The 21,267-nt window shown below is 44.4% G+C and carries 18 protein-coding genes; 15 read left to right on the forward strand and 3 right to left on the reverse strand.

Annotated features, from left to right (window positions below; all coding sequences use genetic code 11):
• Nucleotide 1 precedes the first annotated feature (1 nt).
• Nucleotides 2-1,801: an asparagine synthase (glutamine-hydrolyzing) gene (asnB, locus tag GJQ68_RS16845; protein ID WP_162418469.1), complete on the forward strand. Its 1,800-nt coding sequence runs from the start codon at nucleotides 2-4 to the stop codon at nucleotides 1,799-1,801.
• Nucleotides 1,798-2,973: a glycosyltransferase family 4 protein gene (locus GJQ68_RS16850; RefSeq protein WP_162418470.1), complete on the forward strand. Its 1,176-nt coding sequence runs from the start codon at nucleotides 1,798-1,800 to the stop codon at nucleotides 2,971-2,973. Before asnB ends, GJQ68_RS16850 begins: the two co-directional genes overlap by 4 nt.
• A gap of 9 nt (nucleotides 2,974-2,982) precedes the next feature.
• Here the strand turns inward: GJQ68_RS16850 and gldB are convergent, their stop codons facing one another.
• Nucleotides 2,983-3,984 carry a gliding motility lipoprotein GldB gene (gene gldB, locus GJQ68_RS16855; RefSeq protein ID WP_162418471.1) on the reverse strand — a complete coding sequence of 334 codons (1,002 nt, stop codon included), beginning with the start codon at nucleotides 3,982-3,984 and terminating at the stop codon, nucleotides 2,983-2,985.
• 244 nt (nucleotides 3,985-4,228) lie between these two features.
• Between gldB and GJQ68_RS16860 the strand changes: the two genes are divergently transcribed.
• The 10 genes from GJQ68_RS16860 to GJQ68_RS16905 all read left to right on the forward strand — a co-directional run bounded on the left by GJQ68_RS16860 (nucleotide 4,229) and on the right by GJQ68_RS16905 (nucleotide 16,570).
• Entirely contained in the window at nucleotides 4,229-6,844 is a 2,616-nt protein-coding gene (locus GJQ68_RS16860) for an SLBB domain-containing protein (RefSeq protein ID WP_162418472.1), read from the forward strand.
• The gene (locus tag GJQ68_RS16865) at nucleotides 6,841-7,914 is read left to right on the forward strand and encodes a GumC domain-containing protein (RefSeq protein ID WP_162418473.1); all 1,074 of its coding nucleotides are present in this window, start codon (nucleotides 6,841-6,843) and stop codon (nucleotides 7,912-7,914) included. The genes GJQ68_RS16860 and GJQ68_RS16865 overlap by 4 nt, the downstream gene beginning before the upstream one ends.
• A gap of 15 nt (nucleotides 7,915-7,929) precedes the next feature.
• Entirely contained in the window at nucleotides 7,930-9,246 is a 1,317-nt protein-coding gene (locus tag GJQ68_RS16870) for an oligosaccharide flippase family protein (protein ID WP_162418474.1), read from the forward strand.
• A complete protein-coding gene (locus GJQ68_RS16875) occupies nucleotides 9,215-10,120 on the forward strand; it encodes a glycosyltransferase family 2 protein (protein ID WP_162418475.1) in 906 nt (301 codons plus the stop codon). The genes GJQ68_RS16870 and GJQ68_RS16875 overlap by 32 nt, the downstream gene beginning before the upstream one ends.
• The gene (locus GJQ68_RS16880) at nucleotides 10,117-11,532 is read left to right on the forward strand and encodes an O-antigen ligase domain-containing protein (RefSeq protein ID WP_162418476.1); all 1,416 of its coding nucleotides are present in this window, start codon (nucleotides 10,117-10,119) and stop codon (nucleotides 11,530-11,532) included. Before GJQ68_RS16875 ends, GJQ68_RS16880 begins: the two co-directional genes overlap by 4 nt.
• On the forward strand, nucleotides 11,529-12,662 hold the full coding sequence (locus GJQ68_RS16885; protein ID WP_162418477.1) for a glycosyltransferase family 4 protein: 1,134 nt from the start codon (nucleotides 11,529-11,531) through the stop codon (nucleotides 12,660-12,662). The genes GJQ68_RS16880 and GJQ68_RS16885 overlap by 4 nt, the downstream gene beginning before the upstream one ends.
• Complete coding sequence (locus tag GJQ68_RS16890) at nucleotides 12,652-13,362, forward strand: acyltransferase (protein ID WP_162418478.1); 711 nt, start codon at nucleotides 12,652-12,654, stop codon at nucleotides 13,360-13,362. Before GJQ68_RS16885 ends, GJQ68_RS16890 begins: the two co-directional genes overlap by 11 nt.
• 111 nt (nucleotides 13,363-13,473) lie before the next feature.
• Nucleotides 13,474-14,238: a class I SAM-dependent methyltransferase gene (locus tag GJQ68_RS16895; protein WP_162418479.1), complete on the forward strand. Its 765-nt coding sequence runs from the start codon at nucleotides 13,474-13,476 to the stop codon at nucleotides 14,236-14,238.
• A gap of 16 nt (nucleotides 14,239-14,254) precedes the next feature.
• Nucleotides 14,255-15,394 carry a glycosyltransferase family 4 protein gene (locus GJQ68_RS16900; RefSeq protein ID WP_235941661.1) on the forward strand — a complete coding sequence of 380 codons (1,140 nt, stop codon included), beginning with the start codon at nucleotides 14,255-14,257 and terminating at the stop codon, nucleotides 15,392-15,394.
• Between the two features lie 18 nt (nucleotides 15,395-15,412).
• Complete coding sequence (locus tag GJQ68_RS16905) at nucleotides 15,413-16,570, forward strand: DUF1972 domain-containing protein (protein ID WP_162418481.1); 1,158 nt, start codon at nucleotides 15,413-15,415, stop codon at nucleotides 16,568-16,570.
• Between the two features lie 27 nt (nucleotides 16,571-16,597).
• Here GJQ68_RS16905 and GJQ68_RS16910 read toward each other — a convergent pair whose 3' ends face one another.
• Nucleotides 16,598-17,278 carry a methyltransferase domain-containing protein gene (locus tag GJQ68_RS16910; RefSeq protein ID WP_162418482.1) on the reverse strand — a complete coding sequence of 227 codons (681 nt, stop codon included), beginning with the start codon at nucleotides 17,276-17,278 and terminating at the stop codon, nucleotides 16,598-16,600.
• A 253-nt stretch (nucleotides 17,279-17,531) separates the two neighbouring features.
• Between GJQ68_RS16910 and GJQ68_RS16915 the strand changes: the two genes are divergently transcribed.
• On the forward strand, nucleotides 17,532-18,203 hold the full coding sequence (locus GJQ68_RS16915) for a sugar transferase (RefSeq protein WP_162418483.1): 672 nt from the start codon (nucleotides 17,532-17,534) through the stop codon (nucleotides 18,201-18,203).
• A gap of 38 nt (nucleotides 18,204-18,241) precedes the next feature.
• The gene (locus GJQ68_RS16920; protein WP_162418484.1) at nucleotides 18,242-19,126 is read left to right on the forward strand and encodes a class I SAM-dependent methyltransferase; all 885 of its coding nucleotides are present in this window, start codon (nucleotides 18,242-18,244) and stop codon (nucleotides 19,124-19,126) included.
• Nucleotides 19,127-19,150: 24 nt separating this feature from the next.
• On the opposite strand, the gene GJQ68_RS16925 is transcribed toward GJQ68_RS16920, so the two are convergent.
• Nucleotides 19,151-20,062 (reverse strand): universal stress protein, encoded by a 912-nt coding sequence (locus GJQ68_RS16925; protein ID WP_162418485.1) that lies wholly within the window; start codon nucleotides 20,060-20,062, stop codon nucleotides 19,151-19,153.
• A 166-nt stretch (nucleotides 20,063-20,228) separates the two neighbouring features.
• Between GJQ68_RS16925 and GJQ68_RS16930 the strand changes: the two genes are divergently transcribed.
• Nucleotides 20,229-20,777, forward strand: coding sequence for a 2'-5' RNA ligase family protein (locus GJQ68_RS16930; protein WP_162418486.1), 549 nt, complete (start codon nucleotides 20,229-20,231; stop codon nucleotides 20,775-20,777).
• The last annotated feature ends 490 nt before the right edge of the window (nucleotides 20,778-21,267 follow it).

The following is a 21,267-nucleotide window of genomic DNA, read 5'->3' on the forward strand; positions in this document are numbered from 1 at the left end:
CATGTGTGGCGTACACCTATTGGTGAATTCCACCGGGAAGGGCGAGGAATCGATACAGGCCATGATGGAGGCTTGTAGGCACCGCGGCCCGGATCATTCTTCCTGGAGGGAAGTTGCCGAAGGTGTATACCTTGCTTCCAACCGCTTGAAGACGCTAGATCTCCGGGATCAGGCTAATCAGCCCTTGGTTAATGAAGAGGAAGAAGCCTATCTGTCCTGGAACGGCTTTTTGTACAATTACCAGGAGCTCAAAAACGAGCTGCTGATGGATGGGGTGCTGTTCGAAAGCACTTCGGATGGGGAAGTGCTCCTGAGATGGTTAATTCAAAAAGGCAGAGAAGGCGTGAAGCGGCTACAAGGCATGTACGCTTTTGCTTTCGTTCACAAAAAGAAAAATCAGATAATCCTGGGAAGAGATCCACTGGGCGTTAAATCCTTGTATTTTACGGAGCAAAAGGGGATTTTGGCCTGCTCCTCAGAAATTAGATGCCTGCTCCGGGCCGACCTCGTTCCAAAAGAGCTACATCAAGAGCAATTTTCCCCCTATTTTTACCTCCGCCATGTCTTGCCCGGAGAGACCTTTATTAGAAGGATTCAGGAACTCCTTCCCGGAGAATTGAAAACCTGGAACCTCAGGGGGGAGTGCTTGGATGTCAGGAAAATCCCCTTAGAAAATCCGTCTCCCAAGCCCGCATTGACCGAAGATGGCTTTGAGGAAATCATGATGGATGCCGTCCTGAAACATATTCATGCGGATGTGCCCATTGGCCTGATATTGAGTGGTGGCGCAGATAGTAGCCTATTATATCAGTTGTGGTACCGGCAGACAGGTCGGGTTTTGCCAACATTTACAATCGGTTTTCAGGACGCTTATCGAAAAAAATTTAAAGATGCAGACTTTGCTTCAAAACTAGTAGCCTCTCAGAAGTCCTTCCATCAGGAGGTAATCATATCTCCGGATTGGTTTTTAGAGACCTGGCCTGCCTACATCCGGGACCTGGACCATCCGGTGGGCGATAGCGCCAGTTACCTTACCTGGGCGTTGGCTAAAAAAGCGAAGGATTCCGTGAAAATCCTGGTAAGCGGGGCTGGTGCTGACGAGTTGTTTGGCGGGTATAACCGTCATCTGGCCTATAAAAAATACGTGCATCATCCGCTATTTTGGAATGGGGTCGCTGCTAAATTCAACAGAATTCCTTTATTGGGAAAAAGCTTCCAACGGTTTCTGTCAGGCATTCATCCGTCCCCTCAAAGAACCTTTATGAACTTTGCATCTCTTTCCGTACTGCCCGATTCATTGGCCAATGCGCTCGATAGCGGGTACTCCCATGGTGAGCAGCTCTTTAAAAATGCACTGGAATGGGATCGAACGGTTTATTTGGTCTACGATTTGTTTAAAATTCATGACAATGCCTGTATGGCACATGGAATCGAGGGGAGGGTGCCTTTTCTGGATTGGCAGGTGGTGGATTGGAGCCTCCGCTTGGGGGAATTGGAAACCAGGAATGCCGCACCAAAATTTTGGATAAAGTCGCTGCTGAAACGTGAAGGATTGACCGGCTTTGCCAATCGAAAGAAATTTGGTTTCGGCCTACCGATAAAGGAGTGGCTTATAGATCATGCGGGAGTTAGAAACAAGGTTTTATCATCTGTCATTGATTTGGGTACTCAGTATGCGGAAATAGTACCGGAGGAATGGAGCCCTCTGGTTCAGCGACCGGAGCGGTATATTGCGAGTCATTTTTTATTGTTGTTTAATCTTTGTGTATTATCAGACTGGATTAAGGAAAACCAACTATGAGAATTCTTTATATCCATCAGTATTATTGTACTCCCGAGCAGGGCGGTGCCATTCGATCGTATCATTTGGCTCAGGGAATGGCTGCTGCCGGAGTGGAGGTGGAGGTGGTTTCTGCTCACAATGAGACAAGATACCAAACCCGGTGGGATGGAAAGGTAAAAGTGCACCTTTTGCCGGTGTATTATGACAATACCTTTAACAGTTGGCAACGTATTCGGTCTTTTTACCTGTTTGTAAAAGAAGCAAAGAAGCTGGTTTCCAAGCTGAGCTTACCGGATTTGTTCTACATCAGCTCTACTCCTCTTTCTACCGGACTAATCGGTAGGTGGGCGAAGAAAAAATGGGGGATACCCTATGTATTCGAGGTTCGCGATCTCTGGCCAAAAGCTCCTCTGGAAATAAAAAAGATCCGGAATCCGCTGTTGAAAAAGGCATTGTACCGCATGGAGTATTTGATCTACCAAAATGCCTGGAAAATCGTGGCACTTTCTCCCGGGATGCAACGGTATATACAGCAGCGGGTTTCAGGCAAACCAGTCCTGCAAATCCCCAACTTTGCAGATGTGGATTTTTTTCAACGGGCTCCGGGCAAATACCGGAATAGGCGTTTTGAAAAGCAGCCGCTGACCCTATTGTATGCAGGGGCAGTCGGAGAAGTCAACGGACTGTATAAATACCTGGACCTCGCGGAAGCAGCCGAAAAAAGTGGGAAAAATTGGCAGTTCAAACTCATGGGCAAAGGAAAGTACCTGCCAGTCCTGAAAAAGGAGGTCGCAAATCGCAAGCTTTCCCAAGTCGAATTTATTCCCTTTGGAAATAAAAATGAAGTGAAAGCTCAAATGAGAAAAGCTGACTTGGCCTACATTTCCTTTTTGCCACTTCCCGTTTTGGAAGTCAGTAGTCCCAATAAATTTTTTGATGCCCTGGCTGTGGGGATGCCTGTTATTGTTAACTTTAAAGGGTGGATTAGAGATTTGATACAGCAGCATGAAATGGGCCTTTATCACGAGGACAGTACCCTTTTACTTCAAGCCCTGGAAAAGCTCGAATACCAACCAGCCTTATTAGAGCAGATGGGGAAAAATGCACGTCTCCTAGCCGAAACTCAATTTAATAAGGAGGCAGCAGTAGGCCATATTCTGGAAATGCTGGAAATTCAGATTAGCAAGTAGGCTCCCAATCTATCTCGGTTTGTATCCCGATAAGTTGAAAATTTCCCGGGCATCGTCTTGCTGCATGACTTCCTGTAGACTTAAGTCGTTATTGATCCGGTAGTCGTCCACGATGTTCCAGCCCAGCCATCTTCCGATCCTACCGGGAGCATCAGGGCTGATTTCATCCGTAAATGGAGCCTCTCCTGTATACCGCCTGACTTCAAAAGGGTTGGTGTCAAAAAGCAGCTCGTTTTCGATAAAATGGCCCCAAATCATTTCTTCATTGGCGTAACTACCAAGTATTTCTTTGGATTCGTAGCCTATAATGTATTCATCAGGCGTGCAGGGGAGGACTGATTTTGTAAAATGATAGGATTTGCCGTAGAAAATCATTTCAGCCAAAAGCGTACGGTCACTCAAATCCGTGTGGTTAAACTGAGCGGAAATAGCCGTGACGATGGTTGGAACCAAATGGTCTACATTATACCTTTTCGCGATGTACTGGGGCAAATCGACGGGTTGAAACCGGTGGTCTTCCGGCAGAAAATAGTCCAATCCGATCACAATGATTTCCTCCTCCACAATCAGGTCGATACCAAAGCCGGTTACAAAAGTATATACCTCAGGAATCTTGAATTCGGGATAGTGGTGTTTAATGCCCCGAAATGCGTTTTCCAACTCTTTTCTGATCGTGTCAAGGTTTTCAAAGTGAGCTTTTACTTCCTGGTACAGTTCCTGCATGCCCGTATCCTGATGGATGAGCAGTAATTCTTCCCTCATTCGCTCCTGGTTTTCAAATCCCATGTTGTCAAACATGACTGAAGCAAATTCCGGATATTTTTCCAGAAGGTAGATAAGCTTCTCCTCCGTCAGTCCTTCAAAAAACGGCTCCTCCATCCTGTTTATCTCCACCTCCATTTCGATTTCCGAAAAGGCGGCCGGAAGGGTGCAAGGTTCGTTCGATTCCGAGCAACTACCAATAACCAATGAAATGAGCCCGGCATAGATCGCAAATGTGAATCGGTTCATATATGCAAAGATAGTCTTTTGATGCGAAACAGGTGGTTTCACCCCATAAAAAGTAACTTTTTAGAGAAAAGGAACAAGACTTTTAAACATTAGCTTTAATCTCCAAACATCGGTTCCAAAAAGAAAGGAATACTTATCTTTACGGTTGCTTTACGGATTTTTTGAAATCCAAACCTAAAAACCCGACCTTAAACAGGCCGTGGGTGACCTGGCGAAGCTGTGTACAAACATTAAAATCAGTCGCATGATTTCTTTAAGGCATTTGAATCTGAAACGGTTATTTTTTATTGGAATGACGCTTCTTTTCTCGTTTATGGTGGAGGCCCAATCATTACAAGACATTTCCTCTCTGGATGTAGACGATTTATCGGATCAACAATTGCAGGAATTGATGAGCAGGGCCTCGGAAGCAGGCTTGTCGGAGGCTGAATTGCTTCAAATGGCCCAGATAAGGGGAGTTCCTGCGGCTGAAATTGATAAGTTGAAAGATAGGCTGGAGGGAATGGTTTTTGGCTTGCAGGGCGGAGCACGTTCAGACTCAGGAATTGGAAAAAGGGAGGGCAGAAGACAGATGGGGTTCAACGAGATTACGCGTGGCATCATACCACCTAAAGGAGAGGAGGGTGAAAATGAGGTGGAAGAGCAGCCCTATTTTGGCATGGACCTCTTTTATAATAAAAATAGGAGGCTAACCTTTGAACCCAATTTGAATATGGCCACGCCCCGAACGTATATTTTAGGACCCGGGGATGAAGTGTATATTGATATTTACGGGCAGTCGGAGAAGTATTACGAGGCATCCGTGAGTCCCGAAGGTCAGATCATACTGGAAAATATAGGTCCTATAAATGTATCAGGACTTTCTTTGGAGGAAGCCACTCAGGTAATTAAAAGCAGGCTCTCGACTTACTATACGGGTTTGAGGGGAAGCAATCCCAATACCTTTTTACAATTAAACCTGGGAAATGTCCGAACCGTAAAAGTGAATTTGGTAGGTGAGGTTAGGTTGCCGGGGACCTTCACGCTTAGTGCATTTAGCACCGTTTTCAACGCACTATATGCAGCCGGAGGCCCCAATCAAAACGGTAGCATGAGGAGGGTTCGGTTAATCCGCAACAACGAAGAAATTGCAGAAATTGATATTTATGACTTTTTGACGAAGGGCGATCCCAATATAAACCACCTGCTGCAAGATCAGGATATTATTTTGGTTCCGCCCTATTTGGGGAGAGTGACAGTAGAAGGAGCGGTGAAAAGGCCCAAAATTTTCGAGGTGAAGGAAGGGGAAACTTTTGCAGATGTTCTTTCCTTTGCAGGAGGTTTTACTGACCATGCGTTTAAAGAAAAAGTGAATGTAACCCGCATCACGGATACGCAAAAAGCAGTATCGGACATCTACCAGGATCAGTTTCGTATGTTTTTGGTAAAGGGCGGGGATCGTTATCAGGTGGGGGAAGTGCTGGACCGCTATACCAATCGGATCCAAATAAGAGGTGCTGTCTACCGGCCGGGAAATTATGCCTACCAGGAAGGCCTTACCCTGACCGAATTGGTACAAAAGGCCGAAGGGCTCCGGGGGGAAGCTTACCAGAGCAGAATAAGTATCTTGAGAACCAACGAGGACATGAGTACCCGGATGTTGCAGGTAAACCTGGAAGAAATTTTTAATGGCAACATGCCGGATATCCCCCTAAAAAGAGAAGATTTGATCCGGATTCCCTCTATATACGAATTAGCTGAAGAGGTATATGTCAAAGTTTCGGGCGAAGTACTGTATCCGGGTACCTATCCCTATTCTGGTGAAATGACACCCGAAGACCTTATTTTAATGGCAGGGGGACTGAAAGAAGCGGCATCGGTAGAGAATGTGGAACTTGCGAGAAGAGCAACCGACCAGCGGGGAAGGGAGTTTTCGCAAATCATTCCTGTTTCGGTTCAGGAGAACCTTGGTTTATCGGCAAACCCAATCGAATTGGAGCCTTTTGATCACCTTACCGTGAGAAGGAAAACCAATTTTGGTCTGGACAGAATGGCCAATATAGAAGGCCAGGTCAATTCACCTGGCACCTTTGCCATTAAGCATGCAGAAGAACGAATTTCAGACTTGATCAACAGAGCGGGAGGCTTAACAGCTTTCGCCTATGCCGAAGGAGCCAGGCTTATCCGGAGAACAGAATTTTATAAAACAGAGTCCGAGACGCTCCGAAAAGAGCGAAGCCTGCTAAACCTATTGGAGCGGATGAATCGGGAAGAATTAGTACCCACGGAATCACAGCAACAGTTAATCGACCGGATCAGTAACTACCTATTTGAAAATAAGGATTCCTCACAAATGGAAACAGAAGCCCGTGTCATGCAGGCAAGGGAAAACCTGCTGAGTGAAATTTCCGATTCCAGAGAGGGAGTAGCGCCTATAAAAATCAAAGAAACGGAGGCGATAGCCATAGATCTGGAAGCCATTTTGGCCAATCCGGGATCCAAATACGATTTGATCCTGGAGGAAGGAGATATTTTAAGTGTGCCCAGGCAACTGCAGACGGTTCGGTTGAGGGGAGATGTGATTTATCCTACTACCGTGAGGCACGAAAATTTCAGAGGATTGTCCTATTATATTGACAGGGCCGGAGGGTTTGATTCCCGTGCAAAAAAGAGGAGTACTTATGTAGTTTATGCCAATGGGGAGGTAGCCAGGACCAAGAATTTTATTTTATTTAATGTGTATCCAAACGTAGCGCCTGGATCAGAAATCATCGTACCCACCAAAGGCCCCAGAATTCCTATCCGACCGGGAGACCTGGTGGGGATCACCACCGGATTGGCTACGCTTGCCCTGGTAATCACCCAACTACTAAATCGATGAATCAGCAAAACAAACACATACTTGACGATAAAATTACCTTCAAAGAGCTTATTGAAAGGCTTTTCGGTTGGATAAATGTCTTTTTACGTAAGTGGAGGGTTCTGGGTACTTTTGTGATCGTTGGGATTCTGTTGGGAATTGCTGCCTCCCTACTCAAAAAGCCGGTGTACCATGCGGATACCACGTTTGTGCTGGAACAATCGGATATGGGAGGGCTCGGAAATATTTCGGGCATCGCTTCCATGTTGGGACTGAACCTGGGATCCATCGGATCGGAGAGCGGGTTATTTAAGGGAGATAATATACTGGAACTGTATCGCTCGGATGCCATGCTTTCCCAGGCCTTGCTGGATCCCTTTGACCCGGAGGAGGAACAGCTGCTCATAAACCGGTACGTACGTTTTCATGATCTTGATGAGAAGTGGGAAAGTGAAGTTGATTTTGGGGCGTTGGATTTTTCCCTGCCAAGGGAAGATTTTTCGATTCAACAGGATAGCGTGCTGCGGGAAGTGGTAAAAGAAATCCGAAAGGAAAGCCTGGTGGTGGACAAGCCGGACCGTAAGCTGAATATTATCAAAGTAACGGTTGCTTCAAAGGACCAGGAATTTGCGAAAAGTTTTAATGAGCAATTGGTGGAAACCGTAAATGATTTTTACCTCAAAACCAAAACGAAAAAGACGGCCGAAAACCAGGCCGTTCTACAGCAACAAGCCGATAGTGTCCGCAGCGTCCTGGATGAGAAAATAAAGCAATTAGCCCGATTCCAGGACAATGTTCCCAACCCGAACCCGCTTTTACAGGAGGGACTCGTTGCCTCCAAAAGTTTGCAGGTAGATATTCAAGCGGCGGCGGCGGTTTATGAAGAAATCGTTACCAATCTGGAAATTGCCAAAATTAATCACCGAAACAACACCCCACTAATCCAGATCATCGATCGACCACGATTCCCACTGGAGCGTTCCGAAATAAAACTAGCCACTGGAATCGTGTTGGGTGCTTTTCTCTTTTTTCTTTTGGGCCTGGTGTGGGTGTACCTACAGACCCTGTATTTTCGGCATCTGAAGCAATAAGTTGCCCGGGTTTCTATGTTAGAAAGAATTTCCAGGCTGCCTTTTTTTTATTTATTGCAAAATAAATCGATCAGGAACTTTGTTTTCCTTTTCCTGATCCAATCCTCCAATATCCTGATTTCCTTATTGGCCATGCCGGTGCTTGTTCGCGCCGTTGGTGTCTCGGAATTTGGGTTGGTAAACCTCTCGTTTTCAGTAATTCTGTTGTTCAATGTGCTGGTTAGTTATGGCTACAACCTGAGTGGCCCCAGGAATATCGCATTGGCAGCGGACAATTCGGAAGTATTAAGCCAGACCTTTTCGGAAATCATTTGGAGCAAAAGCCTCTTAGCCGCTATTGCCCTGGTTTTCATTTTTATACTTGGAACAGGCTTTGGCTTTTTTGAGGAATACCTGTTCATTTTGAGTTGGTCTACCATTCTATTGTTTAGCGAGGCCACTGCGACTATTTGGTTTTTTCAGGGAAAGGAAAGTTTGCACTGGGCCTCCCTGGCCAATGTTTTTGGGAAATTATTGTATTTGGGACTTATCATAGGGCTGATCAATGACCCTTCCGGTAGTTACCTGGCTAACTTTTTTCTAGGGGCAACCGCCATTCTCACCAACCTCATCCTATTGGCTTACATTCATTTTGGTTTGAATATTCGCCTGCGTTGGCCGGATGTCCGAAGCATCTGGCAATCCTGGAAAAACAACCTGCTCTTATTTTTTTCCGGTATGACGGCCCACCTGGCTGTTAACGGGGGAGTGATCATTTTGAGTTTTTTTGCATCTGCCCAGGTATTGGGGCTTTACGGGATGGCAGAGCGGGTGGCCATGGTCTTGCGAATTGCCCCTACCCTGATTACCCAAGCCGCTTACCCCAGAGCCAGTGTCCTTTTTTACCAGGATTCTGGAAAATGCTACCAGTTCCTGCGCAAGGTCCAATGGGCTTCCCTGGCAGTGGGACTTGCGATCGGTGTATTGGTGAATCTGTTCGCACCCGGTATCATTCAGTTGGTATCCGGGAAAGATCTGGGAGATGCCGTTGCTATTTTAAAAATTCTGGCTTTTTTACCGTTGCTGGCAGGGCTTAACATTGTCAATATGTTGATTATTCTAGTCACGGATGAGAAGAAAACGCTTTTTCATTCCACCTGGGGATTTTGTGTGTACATGCTTGCTGCTTCCGTTTTGTTAACCCATTATTATGGTGGAACGGGGCTGGCCGTGGCACTACTCACAACCGAACTGGCAGCCTTCTTATTTACTTCGGTTTTATTATGGAAATCGAAGGCGCACATTTTAACTGAATACTATCGTGGATTCTTCTCTCGCCATTATCATTCTTAATTGGAATGGTTGGGACTATACTTGTGCCTGCCTGAAATCGCTGGAACGATCTGGGTTTCCTGCTGAAGCGATTATAGTAGTGGACAACGGATCGGATGACGGTTCTGATCGGGAAATCAAAAAACAATTTCCCCGGGTACAGTTGATTCTACATCTGGTAAATGCTGGTTTTACGGGGGGGAATAACCTGGGCATCAAGGCCGCTTTAGATCAGGGATATGCCTATGTCATGCTGCTGAACAATGATACCGAAGTGGCTGCGGATTTTTGGAAACCACTATTGGAAGAAATGCAAAACCACCCGGTGACCGCAGCCGTGCAGCCATTAATCTACTTGTTACATCCCAAATCCAAAATATGGAATGCGGGAGGTAAGTACCAGTCCTGGCTTGGTATCTCTCAGACGATTCGCCACCCCAACGCAAACCAACCCTATCCAACCGATTGGATTACCGGCTGTGCCATTTTAGTCAGGGCATCAGTAATGGAGAAAGTTGGGCTCCTGGATGAGCACTATTTTGCTTATTTTGAAGACGTAGATTGGTCTTTACGAATGAGAAATGAAGGGTATACGCTGAAAGTTGTTCCTGAATCAATTATTTTCCATGAAGCAGGAGCAGCCTCTAAAAGTAAGCAGGAGGGAGAAGAGGGATTTCTGAATCCGAAGGTACATTTCCTGAATGTTCGGAACCAACTCTTTCAACTGAGAAAGTATAGCAGGTTCCCCGGAAATTGGCTGGCATGGCCTTTCCATTTGCTTAAATTCGGGTTTTACCTTGGTTACTTTACCCTGAAAGGTAGAAAATCAAAACGAAAAGCAGTGATAGACGGGATAATTGCAGGGTTCAAAACACCAATAATGATAGGAAAATGATTAGCATGCTCTTGTTTTTTCTGGTGGTGGTGTATGTGTTGACGTTGCTGGTGGTCAGCGTAAAAAAAATTGTCTTTCAGGGGAAGTGGGAGTTTATCATTGTTTTTATGGTGCTGTACCTCCCCTTTTACATATCCATTTTGAGCATTGTATATCAGGCTACCGGATCGGAAGTCGCCGTTGCTTTTTTTCAATACATCAAAGAACTGTTATTGCTGCTTGCGATCGGGGGATTTTTTTTGTTCCAAAAAGATATTTGGACGTACCCATTTCGGTTAAATTTGGTAGACTACATACTCCTGTCATTTTTTGGATTGGCTACCCTGTTTTTATTTTTGCCCATGGGCGAGGCCTCATTCGTTAATAAACTGCTGTACTTAAAAAATACCTTGTTGATTGGAGCTTTTTACTTTCTTGGTAGGAATACCCGATTGGCAAGCGACCAATTAGACCGGATTTTTTCCTGGGTGATGGTCATCGCTATAGCCGCTTTTTGTTTAAATATCCTGGAAAAAGGACTGGGGGTTCATTTTCAGCAATTGACTGGATATGCCTTGTTTAATTTTGCCATTAATGGCATAGAGCCATCAGGAAACTACGGGCTTTCCTGGACCTTTGAAACTCAGACTACCGGCATGCGACTGGCATCTTTTTTCTCTGACCCCCTGGAAATGGCCAGCTCCAGCTTATTGGCCTTTGCCACGGGGTTAATCTGGTATTTGACTCGTAAAAGAGAAGAAAGCTGGTTTTACCTGCTCGTGATGTTGGCGGCGGTAGGGAGTTTGTTTTTTTCGGCATCCAGGGCTGCTTTTGGAGCTTTTTTTGTGATGCTTTTTTTTATTGCCTTCGTTTTCAGATTGTACCGACTGCTTCAGCTCGGAGCCCTGATGCTTCTGGGCTTTGCACTCTATGTGCTTTATTTTGCCTCCGAAGAGTTCTACTATTTCGTCTACGACACGCTGACCTTTCAGAATGCCTCCAGCCTCGGCCATTTGGTAGAGTGGTTTCTGGCCTTGGATGCGATGGTGGCAAACCCGGAAGGGTTGGGCCTGGCGATGAGTGGCAATACCGGCAGCGTGGAGGATGATGTTCGGGTAGGTGGAGAGAATCAATTTCTCATTTACGGGGTGCAGTTGGGCGTGTTGGGCATGCTGTTATACATCGCAGCGCTGGGGTTCGGCATTCACCGATCTTTACAGGTTTTTCGTCATACATCCGACAGCTCTGATGCCCGGGTGGCTTTTATAGCCGCCAGCACCAAATTCGGCTTACTGTTACCCTTGTTTACAGCAAATGCCGAATTGTATGCCTACGTATCCCTGGTTTCCTGGTGGGCCATGGGTTATTCCCTCTCGATCTATAACCAGCTTTTGCGCTTTAAAAATAATTCCTTAATTAGCACGCCTTCATGAAGGAAAAGCCTATCGTAGTATTGGTGGATGTTTTTTTTCTTCACCTGGCCCAGACCGGGATCAAAACGTACATTGATAGTCTGGTCCGTCAAATAGAAAATTATCAGGGAACAAAATATCGATTCATTGTTTACCCTTCACCCAGAAAAATCAGCAGTGGGAATTTTTTTAAGGGGAAGACCGCGCGCTGGAAAAATTGGTTGTTTCAGTTTCGTTATTTCTTTCACAAACTTATAGTACTACCCGGGCTGAGCTACCGCTATCAGGCAGATTTGGTCTTTTGTCCCGATATACTTGCCCCGCTGTGGTCACGGGGAAAACGGATTGCGGTGATTCACGATGCGTTTTTTTGGGAAAGCCCTGAACATTACCATCCGCTATGGAGAAAAATTTACCTATCTTTTGTGAAGGGCAGTATTCAAAGGGGAACGAGGGTGCTTACCGTTAGCAACTATGCTAAAAGCAAGATCCAACCATTTTTGAAAACACCTTTTCCCATAAAGGCCATACCTACCGGGTTGGATGTGGGGATTCAGAAAAAACCGGATTTCCAGAATTCTCCGCTGGATTGTCCCTACTTTTTGCATGTAGGGGTGATGGAAAAAAGAAAAAACCTGGCGGTCCTGGTACAGGCGTTTGCTTTGTTTAGTGAGCAGTCCGATGAAGAATACAAACTGGTGTTGGTGGGGCAGCGCGGTCCCAGACTTACATTGGATGCCTACGAGGAAGTGGTGGGCGAGATCCGGCGATTGGGATTACAGAAGCAGGTAATTTTGCCTGGATACCTAAGCAATGAAGAACTGAAAAGGTATTACCATTTTGCTACGGCATACGTATTTCCTTCCAAAAATGAGGGCTTTGGCCTTCCGGTTTTGGAGGCTTTTTCCTATGGTTTACCGGTGATTATCGGACCGCAGGGGGCCTTGATGGAAGTGGGAGGCGCTGCCGTGTTAGGGAGCGATTCCTTCGGCCCGGTTGATTTCGCCAAAAGGATGAAACAGCTGGCAGGAGACCCGGATCTGCGTACCAAGCTAGCCGCTCTGGGCTATAAACGGCTGCAGGCATTTAGAGGAGAGAAGTTTTTTCTATCTTTGCAGGCATATTTTAAAGAAATCATGCATGGCAACTAATTTGGGGGGGCTCCTTTCCAAGATCACCAAAATGGACTTTTCGGACCGTTTTGGTCCGGGATGGGATCGAGCTTCGGTTTTTTGGGTTTTGGTAAGAATGGTTGCGTGCTGGTGTCGCGGGTACTGGCTGAAGTGGCAGATGAAAAGTGTAAAGGGAATGGTTTTGATTGGAACAGGGGTCACCATTCGCCAGGCAGGCTATTTGAGTGCAGGAAGGAATTTTGTTGCTCAGGATCGTTGCGAGATTAATTGCCTTTCCACCAAAGGAATTGTGTTTGGGGATAAGGTCACGGTGGGAAGTTATGCGATCATTCGTCCTACCAACCTATATGGGGGAGAGCCCGGGTTGGGGCTTAAAGTTGGAGACAATTCCAGTATTGGCCCTTATGCCTATATCGGCTGTTCCGGATACATAGAAATCGGAAACAATGTGATGATGTCGCCCAGGGTAAGTATTTATTCCGAAAACCATGTTTTTGAGGATGTAACCCAGCCTATGATTAAGCAAGGAGTCCGTCGATCTTTTGTCAAGATTGAAGACGATTGCTGGATTGCATCGAATGCCGTTATTTTGGCAGGCGTTACCATAGGGAAAGGATCCGTAGTGGCAGCAGGTAGTATTGTGACCAAAGATGTTCCTCCCTACAGTGTGGTTGGGGGTAATCCAGCAAAAATAATCAAAACCCGGAAAGAACCATGAAATCGAGTATGACGAGAAAGTCAAACGGGGGGATGATTATCCAACATGCGAGATTCTCCCGATTTAAGATCGGGACAGGCTATGTGACCATTAAGAAACAATTATAAACACATGAAATCTGAATCGATCAGAAATTGGAAAGAATGGGGAAAAAAGGATCCCTACTACGGGGTGTTGTCGGAAGAAAAATTTCGCCTACAGCACCTTTCAGACCAGGCCATCGGTGAATTTTTTGAAACAGGAGAATCGTATGTTTCCGAAAGCAGGAAAAAAGTCCTCCGGTGCTTTGGCGTGGATATTTCGGAGGAAAGCATATTGGATTTTGGCTGTGGTGTGGGGCGGTTGGCGATCCCTTTTGCAAAAATGACTGAAAAGGAAGTTTGGGGGATAGATATTTCAGAGGATATTATCGACCGGGCCACTGGCCATAAGCAAGTGTTTGGGCTGGATCACCTAAAATTTACCACTTACAACGGAAGGGAATTGAAACACCTTCCCTCCTTTGGTTTCGTCCATTCGTATATAGTATTTCAACACATAGAGCCGAAACTGGGAATGAGACTAATGCGCCAATTGCTGGAGCACACCCGGGTTGGGGGGATTTTTCAGGTGCAGGTAACGTTTGGTCACCGTTTGCCCTGGAGCGTCCACGCAAATTTCTTTTTGCGAACAAAGTTTCAGCCATACAACTTTTTGTACTCCTCTTTAAAACACCGTAAATTCTGCCAGGAGCCGGTGATGCAGATGAATCACTATTCACCTGATAAGTTATTCAGGCTGTTTTCGGATTATTCAAAAGAGGTGCAGGTGGAGTTTACGGATCATGGAGGTCACTTGGGTGCTTTTTACCTGCTTCAAAAAACCACTTCCGTATAAAGCTGCGTATATGTCAATGGAAAAAAGTAAAGTATTGATGTTACATGGCTCCTCGGATTTATATGGAGCAAGTAAAATCTTCTTATTGACGGCTTCCCTCTTGCAGGAGGAGGGTGCTACTGTAGTGGTGGTGCTATCTGGAGAGGGGATTTTGGCAAAGGAGTTGCGGAAACGGGGGATTCGTGTGGAGTTGATTAAGTTGGGAATTGTACGGAGAAAATACTTTAGCGTTGGAGGTTTGTTAAACCGATTGAGGGTAATGATGGCTGCTTACCGGAAACTCGCCTCCCTGGCAGAAAAAATGGGTGCCACGCACGTGTATTCCAATACCGCTGCGGTATGGGTTGGAGCAGCATTAGCGAAACGGAAGGGCTATGTGCATATCTGGCATTTGCATGAAATCATTCTGCGCCCTGTGTGGTTTTCCAAAATGATCGGTAAAATGGTACAGCATGCCTCGGATAAAGTGATCGTGGTTTCCGGAGCTGTGAAATTACACTGGGAAAGGTACATTGAAAGTAATAAACTCCATTTAGTATATAATGGGATAGATTATAATCCCTATCTTTGGAACACAACAGATTTAAGGGAAGAATTAGGTATTCCCGAGGATGCTTGTGTAATCGGAATGGTGGGCAGGGTAAACAGTTGGAAGGGACAAACATACTTTTTAGAAATTTCAGAAGAATTAAATAAAAAGTTTTTAAATTTACATTTTGTTTTGGTCGGAGACGCATTTCCGGGTGAAGAACGCTTATTCGAAGGGTTAGAACAAAAGATATTGGAAAAGAAGTTTAGACATAGCATACATAACCTGGGTTTTAGGAAGAGTATTTCGCCGGTACTGGCCACCATGGATATTTTTGTGCTTCCTTCTATTTTGCCAGACCCTTTCCCAACGGTGATTTTGGAGGCAATGGCTTCGGCGAAGCCAGTGGTGGCGACGGCACAGGGAGGAGCCTTGGAAATGATCTCCAATGGGAAAACCGGGTTTCATATTCCCTGGGACAATGCGTCTGAAGCAGCGGAAATAGTTGGAAATCTTGTCAAAAACAAAAACCAAAGAGAAGTTATTGGGTTAAATGCAAGGAATAGTGTTTTAGAAAATTTTTCATTACCGGCTTACGGTAGGAATATGGTAGAAATTTTTTCTTGATAAGTAAATAGGAACAGTATGTCAAAAAACAGCAAGCCGTTGCACGTGGCGATTGTAGGAACTAGGGGCTATCCTTATGTATATGGAGGATACGAAACTTTTGTAAAAGAAATGGGCGAGCGATTGGTTCAAAGGGGTATTGAAGTGACTGTTTATTGTCATGCCCCATTGTTTGAGCAAAAGCCAAAAAATGTAAATGGGATCAATTTGGTTTACATTCCCTGTGTGGAGACCAAATCCCTGAGCCAATTGACGAATTCACTGCTCTCGATGATTCACGTATGTTTTTCAAAGGTGGATGTGGTCTTTGTCGTTAATAGTGCCAACGGTCCTTTTGGAATCCTTACGAAAATGTTCGGAAAGCCTTCGGCGATTAACGTGGATGGGCTGGAATGGTTACGGCCAAAATGGAAAGGATTGGGAGCCAGGTATTACCTTTTTGCCTCCAGGTTGGCTACCAAGCTCTACGATCAGTTGATTACCGACTCCGATGAAATGGAGAAAATCTACCTGGAACAGTTTAATGCGCCATCTAAAATGATTGCCTATGGTGCTAATCCGAACCTGTCTTCCGACAGCACTTTAATAGAGGAGTGGGGCTTGCAAAAAGAATCCTATTATTTGATTGTGGGCCGGCTGATCCCAGATAATAATGCAGATCTGATAGTGGAGGGCTTCGTAAACTCCGACTCCAAACGGAAGTTGGTAATTGTAGGAGACGTGCCGTATCATGACCGTTTTGCACAAAAGATGAAGAGCATCCCGGACAAACGCCTCGTCTTTACGGGCTATGTAAGGGATCAGGAGCAGCTAGCGGCCTTGTATCATAACTGCTATGCCTATTTTCACGGTCATGAATATGGAGGAACCAATCCCGCCATGCTGAAAGCACTGGGCTTTGGCTGTGCAATTTTGGCTATGGATACCCGATTCAATCAGGAGATGCTTCAAAAGGGCAAGTTTGGCTGGTATTTTGATAAAAATTCAGGATCGGTAGTGGAAATCATCCATAAGGCCGAGGGCTCGCCTGACAAAATGGACTATTTGAGAAAGCACTCGAGAGAGGGGCTGACACAGAAATACAATTGGGATGCCGTGACCGATGAATATGAAACCTTATTTAAGGAGCTCTGTAAACGGAAAATAAAAGAAAATTTGGTTGAAATAAACTATTGAAAAAATAACGCCCGGTTTTCCCGGGCGTTATTTTTTTCCCAACGTATGAAATACAAAAGACTTATTCAATCCCAATACTTTTTCATAATAGATCTCAGACTTCGGAAAGAGCTGCTTCATTTCACTTAGGGAGAGCAGCCGAATTTCGTTCAAGTAGCCTTTAGCAAATTCCGGGTCCCACTTTTGCATCCTGCTGAACTTGGTTCGTGTCAAGATAAAGAAAGCAAGAGAGGAGGGAAAGAATTGGAAAAATGGAAGCGCGTAATGAGGCTCAAGAAAGAAATACTTATTGGGCGTTTGAACGAAATATTTTTTCCCCACCCTCCGAATTTCTCCGGCCATTTTCACCTGATTGGTAAACGTGAACAAATGCTCAATGACCGAGTTGGAAAAAACCAGGTCAAAAGATTGGTCTTCAAATTGGGATAAATCGGTGGCCGTACCCGCCAAACTGTTCACATGAGGAAGTTGCGTACGTTCTTTTTCGAGGTTTAGCAAGGTTATGCTGATCCGGCCAGGCTGGATAAAGGCATGGTTGGCCCAGAAACTTTCGGTTCCCCCAACATCCAAAATCTTGATCGTTTTCTGGTTGCCAAAAGTTTCCGTGAAGCACTGTTCAAAAAATCGAAAACGACGCTGCCTGAATCTGCCTCCAATGGAGCGTGGCTCGTCGGAAGGAGCAAAAAGTGTTTTTATTTTTTGTTTCATTTTTAGTATTTTCAGCCAACTTAGCAAAAATAGCTACCGGGTTTGTGGGGGTATTTTCCCAGGTATTTATGGCTGAATGGTAATAAATTTCTAATTTTACGACAAAGTTGTACACTTTGAGGTGAATATCAAAAAATTGACTGGACATAATTCGAAAAAAGCAAGTTTACCTGTGAGGAGAGCCTGGGTGGGAGAGTCAATCCAGAAAGTGGTTTTGAAGTCAGTGCTTTCAGTTAGGATTTGAGGTTGGCCCATGGAAAAACGTTTTAATAAGTATTTCCCGTTACTGTTTGTTGCAGTTGGCTTAACTGAAATTCCTTTAGACAAAGAAGTTAACAAGGTGTTAAAACGGGGTTTTGATACTTTTTTTTCCCTTTTTGCAATCGTATTTATACTGAGCTGGTTGATTCCCCTATTGGCGTTGCTGATCAAATGGGAAAGCAAAGGACCGGTTTTTTTTCTCCAAAAGCGTACCGGTGCTTACAACCGGGAGTTTTGTTGTATAAAATTTCGAACCATGGTTGCTAACCCCTGGTCAGATACCCTGCAGGCCACCAAAAATGACCCGAGGGTGACCCGGGTGGGGGCATTTTTACGCCGGTTTTCCCTGGACGAAATGCCGCAGTTCATTAATGTTCTAAAGGGCGACATGTCGGTAGTAGGGCCCCGGCCACATGCGGTACCCATGAATCTGGTATTTAAGAAGCAAATCGACTCCTACGATAATCGGCATCGGATAAAACCTGGAATAACCGGCTTGGCACAGGTGCTGGGTTATCGAGGCGAAATTTCCAATCACTGGCAAATTCGTTCGCGCGTGCGATTGGATCATTTTTACATTCGCAACTGGTCCTTTTTTTTGGATCTAACTATTGTATACAAAACCATGGGAAAATTGATCACCGGCAAAAGTGACGTCTATTGATGGAGGGCTATTCTTGTCTTATCTGCCATAATGATATAATGGGCCCCACATACCAGGTAAAGGAGATGATGTTTGGTTCAGGAGAACACTTTGTCTATACCCAATGCCCTCAATGCGGTACTATTCAGCAGCTGAATCCACCTCAGAACATAAGTGCTTTTTACCCCAAAGCCTATTACTCCTTTGCCGGTTTGTCCTTATCCAATGTGCAGGTAAGATGGATGAAACGGCTTCGATTTTTTCTGTTTCGAAAATTTGGGTTTACGTTATTTCAGCCGGTGTATGGAAAATGGTTGCGCATACTGGATATTGAAAAGGACCAGGAGATTGCCGATATTGGTTGTGGAAATGGACAATTGTTATATGAACTCTACTCCTCCGGTTATCGGAATTTATCAGGATTTGATCCTTTTATGGAATCTACCCGTTCCATCGCATCGGGTCTAAGGTTGTATAAAATGGGTCTGGATGAAATTCAAGGCACTTTCCATGCGGTGATGTTGCATCATGCCTTCGAGCACCTGCCCCAGCCGGATACCTCCTTTGCCCAACTGGCCAGAATCTTGAAGCCAGGAGGCAAACTCCTGATCAGGGTACCGGTATCCGATGGAGAGGCCTGGACCGAATACAGGGAAAATTGGGTGCAATTGGATGCCCCTCGCCATTACTTCATACCCAGTGTGGCAGGCATGAAAATGTTAGCCGAAAGACATGGGCTCGAACTTTATCAAACCGAATTCGATAGTACTTCCTTTCAGTTTTGGGCAAGCCAGAAGTACCAGAAGGGGCATTCCTTACACCAATCCGGTCAGGACCTTAGCCCTTCAGCAGCGGTTCTCAGGGAATTTGAAAAAAGGGCGATATCCCTAAACAGCCTTCAAAAAGGTGATCAGGCGGCTTTTTATTTCCGTAAGCCCGGATAATCGAGGCTTAGAGACAAATCGGGATTATAATTTGAACAAGGCCTCGAAGAAACTCATGTTTTCACCCTGCTCTTTCATTACCAGCATGGGGATTTCGTGATTGGTGTTGACCAGTTTTTCTGCCACACTCCCCAATAATACGGCGGCCGATTTGGTTCTTCCACGGCTTCCTATGATCAGTAGATCTGTCCCGGAGCTTTTGGCATGTTTCATGATATTATCGGCCTCGTCTTTTTTATGTTTGAGGATAAATTCACACGGCAGATCCGGTAACTTGTTCTCAGAAAGAAACCTGGCAAAATCTTTTTTAGCGTTTTCCAGCATAATATCCGAAAATTCGTCAAATGACTTCCCGGTTTTGGTGTAGCCTCTGGGAACTTCATAGAAGTGGCAACAAAGGATTTCTCCGCCCGTCTTAGCAGCAATTTCGGATGCCAGTAAAATACTTACCTTTGAATGTCTTGAAAAATCTATCGGAAGTAGTAGCCTTTGGAAGGTTTCCTGAGTACGGTTTTCCGGCAATAACAAGACGGGGTGAGGGTATTTTTGAGAAAGGTTATTTACGAGAGAATCTGAGTGGGATTTGCTTTTTTTTCTACCCATCACCAGTAAATCTATGTTTTTGATTTTACTCCATCGCAATATGGTTTCCTGAGGATTGCCTTCTTTTACGATGATTTCATAGGGAATATCAAGGGATGGCTTTACATGTTCTATTTCATGTTCTATTTGGGATTCAATGGTTTCGTCCACGGGTGCGATTAGGTCTGGATAGGCCTGCGTGACTTCTTCAGGCAAGATCAGATTTTTTGCCACGTGGACAAAATAAACCATTTCTATGCCTAAAATTGGAGCGAAGGCTTTGATTTGGGTGATCATAATTTCATCTATAGCGGACAAGTCTAGTCCCACCATGGCTTTTTTGAAATAATTCATTGGTATTTCTATTTTTTTGGTAGCTTGAGATAATGTAAAACTTGGATTAAAATTATGAATTTAACGTTTGAAGTACTTTAATTAAAGGTTTTTTTATTCAATTTCTGTTTATCCGGAAATAAACGGTAATAATGGAAACCAAGAGCAGCCTAAAAAGAACGGAGGAATGGCAAAATCATTAAGAAAATATTTTCTAGCTATCGTACCCGATGAACCGTTGCGCCAGGAAATTACTGCATTAAAGCTAGCCATCCAGGAGCGGTTTGGTTGCAAGTATGCCCTCAAATCCCCTCCACATATCACGCTGAAAATGCCGTTTTTATATAATGAGCAAAAAGAGAAGCAACTGGAAAATCGATTGAGAGGGTTTTTTGGGGAGGAAGCTGGTTTTTCCTTGGAACTTGACGGTGTGGGTAGTTTTAGGGAAAGGGTGGTCTTTTTGCGTGTGAAATACCCTCCTGAATTACCGGCATTGCAACAACGGTTGGTTACCTATGGAAAAAGACAACTGGGACAGCAAATTGAGCTGAGTGATATGAATTACCATCCCCACCTTACCGTCGCTTTTCGAGATATTAAAAAGGGGCACCTGGCTGATATTATGGCCTTTATTCGCCCACGGTTTATGAGGCAATCCATGACAGTACATCGGGTGTCTTTATTGAAAAAATCACCTCTCTCCTGGCAGATTCAGAATAATTTCGATTTAATTTAATGAAATTTTAAAGGGAAAAATATTCTAATGAATTCAATGTGAGCCGAGTCCGGCATTATTATCTAATTTTTAAAAAATCGTTAATTTTTTTAATTCTGTAAAATCAAAAATCACTTACAAAAAATTCGGTTTTTGTTTTTACTATTTCAGAGTTGCAAATCGATGAGTTGGTAAAATGCTTACCGGAGTGCCATATAGCAAAATAAAATACTGATAATAAGCAATATAAGGAATAAAATAAATAGCCTATTTTTGGATAGTTTGGAAAAAATATTAAATTAAATCAATTAAATAGTAAATTAATTTAATAATATATTTTTTTAGACTTTAAAACAATAAATATTAAAAATAATTCTATTCAAATCAAGCCCTGATTATTTCATAATTCTTATTTTAAGGTAAAACACAAAATTTTTTCATTTAGCTATTGGACTATCTAGTGTTATGTTAACCGTAAATTGACGGATAAAGCCGTCTTAGTTTTATTCTT

The organism is Cyclobacterium roseum (assembly GCF_010119225.1).
Taxonomy (GTDB): Bacteria; Bacteroidota; Bacteroidia; order Cytophagales; family Cyclobacteriaceae; genus Cyclobacterium; species Cyclobacterium roseum.